This is a genomic window from Vibrio sp. 1727 (assembly GCF_033344415.1).
Taxonomy (GTDB): domain Bacteria; phylum Pseudomonadota; class Gammaproteobacteria; order Enterobacterales; family Vibrionaceae; genus Vibrio; species Vibrio alginolyticus.
In genome coordinates, this window is the sequence record NZ_JAWPOT010000025.1 from 44,628 (window position 1) to 54,222 (window position 9,595).

8 protein-coding genes are annotated in these 9,595 nt (G+C 45.5%); 5 read left to right on the forward strand and 3 right to left on the reverse strand.

The features are described 5' to 3' along the window. Complete coding sequence (lysA, locus tag R8O10_RS20230) at positions 1-1,254, reverse strand: diaminopimelate decarboxylase (protein WP_005378745.1); 1,254 nt, start codon at positions 1,252-1,254, stop codon at positions 1-3. 64 nt (positions 1,255-1,318) lie between these two features. Then, complete coding sequence (gene lptM, locus R8O10_RS27955; RefSeq protein ID WP_408059510.1) at positions 1,319-1,432, reverse strand: LPS translocon maturation chaperone LptM; 114 nt, start codon at positions 1,430-1,432, stop codon at positions 1,319-1,321. A gap of 74 nt (positions 1,433-1,506) precedes the next feature. Between lptM and cyaY the strand changes: the two genes are divergently transcribed. After that, positions 1,507-1,821, forward strand: coding sequence for an iron donor protein CyaY (gene cyaY / locus R8O10_RS20240; RefSeq protein ID WP_005378747.1), 315 nt, complete (start codon positions 1,507-1,509; stop codon positions 1,819-1,821). Between the two features lie 69 nt (positions 1,822-1,890). On the opposite strand, the gene R8O10_RS20245 is transcribed toward cyaY, so the two are convergent. Beyond that, complete coding sequence (locus R8O10_RS20245; RefSeq protein ID WP_053350817.1) at positions 1,891-4,419, reverse strand: class I adenylate cyclase; 2,529 nt, start codon at positions 4,417-4,419, stop codon at positions 1,891-1,893. Positions 4,420-4,765: 346 nt separating this feature from the next. Here R8O10_RS20245 and hemC point away from each other — a divergent pair, with 346 nt between their 5' ends. From hemC to R8O10_RS20265, 4 genes are read left to right on the forward strand one after another with little or no spacing between them, the layout of a single operon-like run. Further along, positions 4,766-5,704 (forward strand): hydroxymethylbilane synthase, encoded by a 939-nt coding sequence (gene hemC, locus R8O10_RS20250; protein ID WP_258461104.1) that lies wholly within the window; start codon positions 4,766-4,768, stop codon positions 5,702-5,704. A gap of 2 nt (positions 5,705-5,706) precedes the next feature. Beyond that, positions 5,707-6,435 carry a uroporphyrinogen-III synthase gene (locus R8O10_RS20255; protein ID WP_318191684.1) on the forward strand — a complete coding sequence of 243 codons (729 nt, stop codon included), beginning with the start codon at positions 5,707-5,709 and terminating at the stop codon, positions 6,433-6,435. 17 nt (positions 6,436-6,452) lie between these two features. Then, on the forward strand, positions 6,453-7,664 hold the full coding sequence (locus R8O10_RS20260) for a uroporphyrinogen-III C-methyltransferase (RefSeq protein ID WP_318191685.1): 1,212 nt from the start codon (positions 6,453-6,455) through the stop codon (positions 7,662-7,664). Beyond that, the gene (locus R8O10_RS20265; RefSeq protein WP_318191686.1) at positions 7,664-8,845 is read left to right on the forward strand and encodes a heme biosynthesis protein HemY; all 1,182 of its coding nucleotides are present in this window, start codon (positions 7,664-7,666) and stop codon (positions 8,843-8,845) included. The genes R8O10_RS20260 and R8O10_RS20265 overlap by 1 nt, the downstream gene beginning before the upstream one ends. Positions 8,846-9,595 lie beyond the last annotated feature (750 nt).

Below are 9,595 nucleotides of genomic sequence, written 5' to 3' on the forward strand. Positions count from 1 at the left end.
TTACTCCGGTAGAATCTGTTCCAGCTGCCACAAACTGGTCAGCTCCTCACGCTGGCGAACTAAGTGGCTTTGTTTACCGTCCACCATCACTTCTGCTGCTCGGGTACGAGTATTGTAGTTCGAAGACATCACAAAACCATAGGCACCTGCTGAACGAACCGCGAGTAGATCACCTTCTTGCAAAACGAGTGCGCGATCTTTACCCAAGAAGTCGCCGGTTTCACAAATAGGACCAACCAAGTCGTAAGTCTGAGCTTCACCCTTTCGCGGTGAAACTGGCACAATATCTTGCCATGCTTGGTATAGCGCAGGACGCATCAAGTCGTTCATTGCAGCGTCGATAATCGCAAAGTTTTTATGCTCAGTATGTTTTAAAAACTCAACACGCGTTAGCAAGATACCTGCGTTCGCAGCAATTGCACGGCCTGGCTCAAAGATCAGCTCCAAGTCTTGGTGATTTTCAAGACGTCCAAGTAACGCTTTGGCGTAATCAGAAGGCTGAGGTGGTAATTCATCACGATAGACCACACCCAAACCACCGCCGACATCAAGGTGACGAATGTTAATGCCTTGCGCTTTTAAATCATCAATCAGGGCTAATAAACGGTCTGTCGCGTCGATAAATGGGTCTATATTGGTCAGCTGAGAACCAATGTGGCAGTCGATGCCTTGCACATTCAAGTTCGGCAGGCTTTGCGCGAATTTATAAACATCTGGCGCACGATCAAACGCAATGCCGAATTTATTGTCGCGAAGACCAGTCGAAATGTAAGGGTGTGTTTTCGCGTCGACATCTGGATTGATACGAAGAGAAATTGGCGCAATCACACCAAGCTCACCCGCAACCTTGTTCAAACGTTCTAGCTCTGGCTCAGATTCAACGTTGAAACATTTGATACCTAGCTCAAGAGCGCGCTTCATCTCTGCCGGTGTTTTACCAACACCAGAGAAAACGACTTTTTTCGGATCACCGCCTGCGGCAATCACACGCTCAAGTTCACCACCCGACACGATGTCAAAACCCGATCCCAAACGCGCTAGCGTGTTCAATACGCCTAAGTTTGAGTTGGCTTTCACCGCGTAGCAAACCAGGTGAGGGTGCTGACCCACAGCACTATCAAACGCCTTCCAATGGCGCTCTAGCGTGGCTCGAGAATATACGTAAAGAGGAGTGCCATATTGCTCTGCAAGAGCTTGAAGTGGGACGTCTTCGGCCCAAAGCTGGCCATCATCCTGATAGTTGAAGTAATCCAAAATTCGCTTCCCTTATTTTATTCGACTGCTGAACCCTAATTTCACCCTAAGGTGCGGTTATTTATTATGATTGCTCATTCTGTTGAGTGTCATCTGGAATGTATAGTGAGCCAGACTGACCACACCCCGCTAAGGTCGCGGCAACCATCACAAACAACACAGTAACTAATTTTTTCATTTCGCATATCGTGATTATTGAATCAATGCCCCCTATAATCGCACCACACTCAGGAAAAGCAATAGGATAGACGGATGAACGATACTGAATTTCATCAACTGGTGGATGCGCAGATGCAAATCATCGAAGAATCCATCGATGATTCAGGCGCAGACATTGATTACGAAGTCACTGGCAACGTAATGACATTGGAATTTGAAGACCGCAGCCAAATCATCATTAATCGCCAAGAGCCGATGCATGAGATCTGGCTAGCGTCCAAATCTGGTGGTTTCCACTTCAAGCTTATTGAAGGTAAATGGACCTGCTCAAAAACGGGTATGGAGCTATTTGAAATGGTGAAGAAAGAGTGTGAAAAGCACGCAGGCGAAGCCATTGATTGGGCATAATTCTGGTCAATCGTCACCAAAACAAAAAGAGCACCGAAGTGCTCTTTTTGTTTATTGATACGGGTTTAATTACGCGTTCACAGTTTTGGTCGGGCGACTCGGTGAACAACCGTCATTACGGTAAGGAATGATATACGCATTCCCCTCTTCAGGGTGAATAATTTGATAGTACTGAGGCAGGTTAAAATTAATAAACTTCGACGCGACACGACTATCGTCTTTTACCGACGTGTAGAAACTGTTTACAGACGAAATCATTTCATCTTTGGAGCCACTAAATTGGTGATACACTTCTACTTGATTTGACTCATCCAACACATAAATATTGAAGCCATCTTCGTTATCTTCAAAGAAGAACTGCACCAGACCTTCACTGGCAAACCCATCCACCGCTTCCGGCATTTGATATTCTTGCTCACGATCGAGCATTAACAGCGGCGAGCCTTTGAGTTTGTTAGTGGAAATGCTGCGGTAGAAATCGATGGAATTTTCTAGCTTCTGCACCGACACACCACGACGTTCAAAGAACAACCCATAAGTCTGGTTACCAAGACGCATCGCTTTAAAGCGGCGACGTTTCTCTTGCTCTACTGGTTTCAAGCGTAAGTCGATACATTCAGCTAAAAGCTGGTAAACCATATTACGCATCACACCACGCATGTTCTTCGCATAGCAGAACACATCCACTGATTCTGGTGGCAACGCATCTTGGTGCATTTTGCCCAAAATGGTTTTCAGTGCATCCAGCATCGCCGTTTCCCCTTTGAAATGCAGCGTACGCACTTCATGCCAAGAATTACGGTAAACAAGGTCAACACTGCCGACTAAATTTTTATGTTCTGGACCAAAGCTAAAAATATCGGTGTTCTTAACATCCACTTTCAACGAACGACCAGAAAGTTCAGACGTCGGATCATTTTCAAAGTTGATGAACATCGCAAGCTGGCTTATTTCACAAGGACTCGCTAGCGCCTGCATAGATGGACGACGCTTACGCAACGCAAAAGTATTTCGTAAGTCACTCACCATTTGGTAAAACTTATCAATATCTAGCTGCGCTTCACGTACCACGGCATGTAAACGAGTCGATTCAGTAATCAAGCCATTGAAGAATGCCCAAGCAACCAACTTACTCAAGTATTCATGATGCTCTAGATATGGTTGCCCCAAAATGCGGTGCGCAATAAGTGGTTGTTTATAGAGGTACCAACCAGACTTGTTCACTCCCCCTTTTTTCACTTCGATAAAGCTCAAGTCAGGCTCGTGCAGATCAGGTGAAATCTGTGGGTTTAGTAACGTTACTTTGCCCGGCAATACTTCAAAAGCTGCGTAAAGTTTACGGGCCAAAATACTGATGTCTTGCGGACTGATAGCAGAAGTGATGTCGTTACGACGCGCAAATTGAATCAAGTTACGGTAGCTTTGCATCAACGCATCCAGCAATGCATGATGTACCACCTTTACTTGTTCAACCTTCCAATTACGGCGGTCATCGAGCTCTGCAACGACACTGGCATCCCAATTCCATTTTGCAATCATATCGCTCAGCGCTTCACGACGCCAAGCTACTGAGCCAACATTCGGCTCACGAGATAATTTTTCATGGGTTTTGAGATAGAAACAGCGACGCACTAAATCCAAACGTGTATCGTCTTGAATTCGCTCTAAGTAACGGGTTACTTTTTCCAACATTAAGTAGTACGCATCCATGCCATAGAGATCAGGCTCATGGGCAAAGAAACGACGTTTAGTGTCGATGCTTAACAATTGAGTATGCGGGTATTCCCACGAGTAAGCTTCTAGCAAGATGGCTTTTAATACCGATTTGTAGGGAGAGTCGATGCTTTTGTATAACTGCCACAAGTTCGAGCCGAAGTATTCTTCAGCAGGAATGCAGTTCAATTTACCAAAGTCGATCCATTCACTACAGTCGATGTAACCATCACTGCACAGTTGAGAAACGTACTCGTCGTAACACTCTTCCATTTCTGGCGGCACGATTTGCCATAACAAACGCTGTCCGGCAATACGCACCGCACTACGATAGAATTCATCTAGCAAAAGTAAGTGCTGAGATGAACCACAGTTATCACCTGTCATCTCCTCAGAATGATTGCTTCTAAAGCGCTCTTTATCCATTAAGAAAAAGTTCGCTTCCACGCCTTTGCTTTGTGCCCAATCCGTGATGAGTAAGCATTTATTGGTCAATAACTCGCGTTCGTCACAATCCATCTCTGGTGAGATACACACCCAAATATCCAAATCACTGGAAGTACTTTGACCAATCGAGGAGGTACTGCCCATGGTGTACAAACCCAATATAGCGGGCTTTTCTACCGTCTTGAGCGGCTGACCAATGGCAAGTTGAATATCATCTATGAATTGTTGCTGAATGCTATTTAGTTCAAGCCCATGCACACCAAAAGGGACATCGGCATCATAATAGCCAGGAATTACAGGATGGTTGTAGTTCAACAAGGCAGGAATCAAATGGAAGACTTGCTGGCTTTGCGAATCCATAAGCGCCAGCGCGCGATCAACTCGCTGCTGATTCAAATTATCTAGTCGCTGGATGATTTTTTGGGTGTAAGCCTGCAAGGGGAATTCCTTGGTTGAACAATCACGAAAATCTGCTGACGTTTTAAACCAAAATGGCTTAAAAACGTGATCAATTTAACACTTTTATTGGTGCGGGTAAAGCTTCACGCCCGCGTATCACTCTGGATACAAAACCATACTTTAGTCACAAAATTAATCGCGCGGTAGTGTCGCTCTTATTACCTATTACTAATAATAGTCCTTAGTCTAATTGAGAATCCAGTCACACTATTTTCATAACGTCATGTAATTCCATTCATAGCCTTCAGAGATAACGAACTAACAGTAAGCATTTCTTGATGAGAATGGTAGGATAAACCCAAATCCAAACAGCATTGAGAAGATCATGACACAATCCACACCGATTCGCATTGCAACTCGAAAAAGCCCTCTTGCTTTATGGCAAGCTTACTTTGTTAAAGACGCCCTTCAAGCCGCTCACCCTGGCTTGGAAGTCGAGTTAGTAACCATGGTGACCAAAGGTGACGTGATTTTAGATACACCACTAGCAAAAGTTGGCGGCAAAGGCTTGTTCGTAAAAGAGCTTGAAGTCGCGATGCTAGAAGGACGCGCAGACCTCGCCGTTCACTCAATGAAAGACGTACCCGTCGATTTCCCAGAAGGCCTTGGCCTCGTGACCATTTGTGAGCGTGAAGATCCTCGTGATGCCTTCGTCTCTAATACCTATAGCCACATTGATGAGCTCCCTCAAGGTGCCGTGGTTGGTACTTGCAGTTTGCGCCGTCAATGCCAACTGAAAGAATATCGTCCGGACATCATCATCAAAGAGCTTCGCGGTAATGTGGGCACTCGCCTTGGTAAGTTAGATGCGGGTGAGTATGATGCAATCATTCTTGCTGCGGCTGGCCTCAAACGATTGAAGCTTGAAGAACGCATTCGTAGCTTTATCGAACCAGAGCAATCACTACCAGCGGTAGGCCAAGGTGCTGTCGGTATTGAGTGCCGCCTTGACGATGAAAGACTGCTTAAGCTGCTTGAGCCACTTAACCACCAAGACACCGTAGACCGCGTTTTGTGTGAGCGCGCAATGAATCTGACCCTAGAAGGCGGCTGTCAGGTACCAATCGGCAGCTATGCCCTACTAGACGGCGACAACATTTGGTTACGCGCATTAGTTGGCGAACCAGATGGCAGCGTAATTGTTCGTGGTGAAATTCGTGGCCATCGTAAAGATGGCGAAGCATTAGGAGTGCAGCTAGCCAATGAGCTGCTAGATAACGGCGCTCGTGAAATCCTAACTAAGCTGTACGCAGATCACGAATAACCATGGCAGTGTTGGTCACTCGGCCGGGAGAGCAAGGCAACGCGCTTTGCTCTCTGCTCGAAAGGCACGGCATTTCCGCATATCACCATCCTCTGATCGACATTGTCGCCGATCTCACGGACACGCACCTCTCTAAACATCTACATCAAGCTCAAATTGTTATCGCTGTTAGTCGACATGCAGTGCAATGTGCACAGCAAATCTTAGCCAGCAACGGGATGTCATGGCCGAAACAAGCTATTTACCTTGCCGTTGGTCAAAAAACAGCACACTATTTAAGCAAATGTACCCAACAGAAAGTACACTATCCCCAAGTCAGTGATAGTGAACACTTATTGCGACTGCCAGAGCTCAACAATGTGGCACAACAACAAGTTCTTATCCTTCGTGGTAACGGCGGAAGAGAGCTGATCAAAGATACATTGGTGAGGCGTGGCGCAAAAGTTCACTATAGTGAGACTTACAAGAGAGAATTCATCCCATTCGATCCAGTAAGCTGTATCTCACTATGGAAAAACCTACAAATTAACCAGATTATTGTCACCAGTGGTGAACAACTGGATTATTTGTGCAGCCAATTGACGTCGGAGCAATTGACTTGGCTTAATCAACAAGAGTTGTATATCCCCAGTCAGCGTATCGCTGACATCGCAATTCAAAGGGGGTTCACTCGCGTGAGATGCACGGGAAGCGCATCCAACCAAGAATTACTGGCGGCTCTCCAGCCCTAGCTACACAGGATATAGGCATGACAAGTAAAAATAACGACCAAAAAAATAACGATAAAAACCTTTCCGAAGAAACCTCATCGGCACCGCTAGTCGAAAAAACCACATCGCAGCAGGATGCGGACCTTAAAAAAGAGCAACCACAAGCGGCCGAGCCCCCAAAAACAGCAGAGCCAACCAAAGTCGAGTTTGAAGAAAAACAAGGTAAACGCGGTGTCAAACTAGGCACGGTCGCTATCATCTTATCGATTATTTTTGGCGGTGGCCTCGCGTACAAGGTGCATCAACAGCAAGCCGATTACCAAGCGCAGATCGCCCAACTAAAAAGTCAGCTAGAAAGCACTCAAGCTTCCATGAAGCAAGAGCTCAGCCGGGTACAAGAAGAAACCATCGAGAAAGCAACAACCGTGACACACAAAGCGGAAGTGGTACTTGGACAGCAACAGAAGAGCATTGAAAGCTTACAGCTCGCCGTTGCCGATGTGAAAGGTCGTCGACCAAACGACTGGCTATTAGCGGAAGCCGATTACCTTGTCAAATTAGCTGGTCGTAAATTGTTCTTAGAGCACGATGTAGAAAGCGCGACTCAACTGATGGAAAGTGCAGACCAACGCATTGCAGCACTGAATGACCCTAGCCTCGTCAAACTACGTAAAGCAATGGCGAACGATATCACCAAGCTTCGCACTATCCCGCTAATTGACCGTGATGGATTGGTACTACGCTTAACTGCCCTACAACAGCAAGTAGACAAGCTCCCTCTCGCCAATGCACTGCTACCTGAAGCTGAAGCCGTAGAAAACACTGAAGTGTCTGAAGATATCGCAAACTGGCAAGATAACTTAATGACCTCTTTGAAGGACTTTTCAGAAAACTTCATTACCTTCCGCACGCGCGATGGTAACGTCATTCCACTGCTTTCTCCTGAGCAACACTTTTACCTGAAAGAAAACATCAAAGCCAAATTGGAAACGGCAATAAAAGCGGTGTACCAAGAACAAGGTGAAATTTACACCACATCTCTAAAAACAGCCGACAAATGGGCATTCGCTTTCTTCAACCAAGACGATAATTCCGTTAAAGAGTTCAACAAAACGGTTAACCTGCTAAGTCAGCAAAATATTCAAGTGGAATACCCAACAAAACTGCAAAGTCAGTCTCAACTATCAGATGTCATCCGTGAACGCCTACGTCGTGAAGTCACAACGATGACAGGCATGGAGGATAAGTAATGTTTCGTCTTATTTTCCTATTTGTTGTACTAGGCGCAGGACTATTTGTTGGCACCCAGTTTTCTGGTCAGCAAGGCTATGTACTCATCTCCATTGCCGAGAAAACGATCGAGATGAGCGTAACGACATTAGTGGTTTTCGTTATCGCTGCACTCGCAGGTCTTTTTCTGCTTGAGTACCTGATTAAGAAGTTAGTTTATGCTAGTTCTACAACATGGAACTACTTCAGTGTTCGCAAAATGCGCCATTCCCGCCGATACACCAATGAAGGCATTATTAAACTTCTAGAAGGTGACTGGAAAGGTGCTGAGAAGAAAGTAACTCGCTGGGCAAATCATCACGATATGCCGCTGCTTTGCTACTTGGTTGCCTCTGAAGCCGCACAAGGCCAAGGTGATAAAGCAAAACGAGATCACTATCTAGAGCTAGCGAGCCAACAAGAGAACGCCCATCTCGCAGTAGAACTGACTCGAGCGAAACAATTTATCCGCGACAACGAGTTCGAGTCCGCTTTCGATACCTTGCAATCGTTAAAAAGTCAGTATGCGAGTAACTCTATTGTATTGAACTTGCTGAAAACAACGTACATGCAGCTAAAGTTGTGGCAACCTCTTATTGACCTCTTGCCACAACTAACCAAAGCAAAACTCATCTCGGAAGAAGAACATGCAGAGCTGATTCAAAAGGCGCAGTGCGGCTTACTCCATGAAGTAGCGCAGCAACAGGGTAGCGAAGGGCTAATCTCCCATTGGAATAGCCTCTCACGTAAAGTGAAACAAGACACACACCTCGTTGCCTGTTTTGCTCGAGAACTCATCACACGAAAAGCTGATGCAGAAGCCTTTACCGTGCTAAAAGAAGCATTAAAAAAACAACCAGCCCCAGAGCTTTATCAACTACTGCCAGATCTAAATCTGCCAGATACCCACCCTGTCGTGGTCTTCTTAGAGGGAGTAGTGAAGAAAGAACCGGATAACGCCGCTGCCCATAGCGCATTAGCGCACTTCTATTTCCGTCAAGAGAAGTGGCAAGAAGCCCAGGTTCACTTTGAGATCGCCTTAAAGCTTCGCTCTGACGTCTCTGACTATGCATTCCTAGCAGACACACTAGAGAAGCAAAATCTAACCAAAGCTGCTCACGAAGTCTCTCGTAAAGCTCTCACGCTAGTACAGAATGACTAACTAAAGGTGACCTAACGAAGCCGGCAGCTTACTGTCGGCTTTTTGATTGCCTGCTACTAACCCTTTAGTCCTTGGTCATCAAGATGTTTATCAAATTCATTGGCTCCCAAGTAGCGCCCGACTTCCTAGTAACTCACTATCGTTTCACTTTCACTCTTCTCTTTTGACTACTCTGATCCTGTCATTCCAGCAGAATCCAAAACAATTTTAAGAGATGCAGGAATACGTAACTTTAGCCTGTAGAAGTATGGTTTTAAGACGTAGCTAGATTTAGGCAATAGAGCACGCGCGTCGCTAGACTGAGTAAAACAAAAAGATACATCAGTGAAACAGTGGCTATTTGAGTATGCTTATTTGTTCGGTCTATCCGGTAAAGGGGCTAGAGAAGCAATGGTAGTGCTTTAAGAGAACGATAAGGCAATAGATGGTTCAACAACTTAACAAAGCATCTCCAACAACCTTATCTGGACAGCATGCAGTGATGAGGATGAACAGCTTTAGAGGCAACTGCACTTCTTAGCAAAAATCAAAACATCACAACCAATACCGATACCAATATTACTTTGTCGAAAAGTAGATCGCATATGGAATTGATTTTTGACAAGCACAGATAGAGTAATAAAGATGTGCGGAAATGAAAAAAGCCTCGCTATTTCTAGCGAGGCTTCTTAATAGTGGCGGAGAGATAGGGATTTGAACCCTAGATACGCTATTAACGTATGCCGGTTTTCAAGACCGGTGCTTTCAACC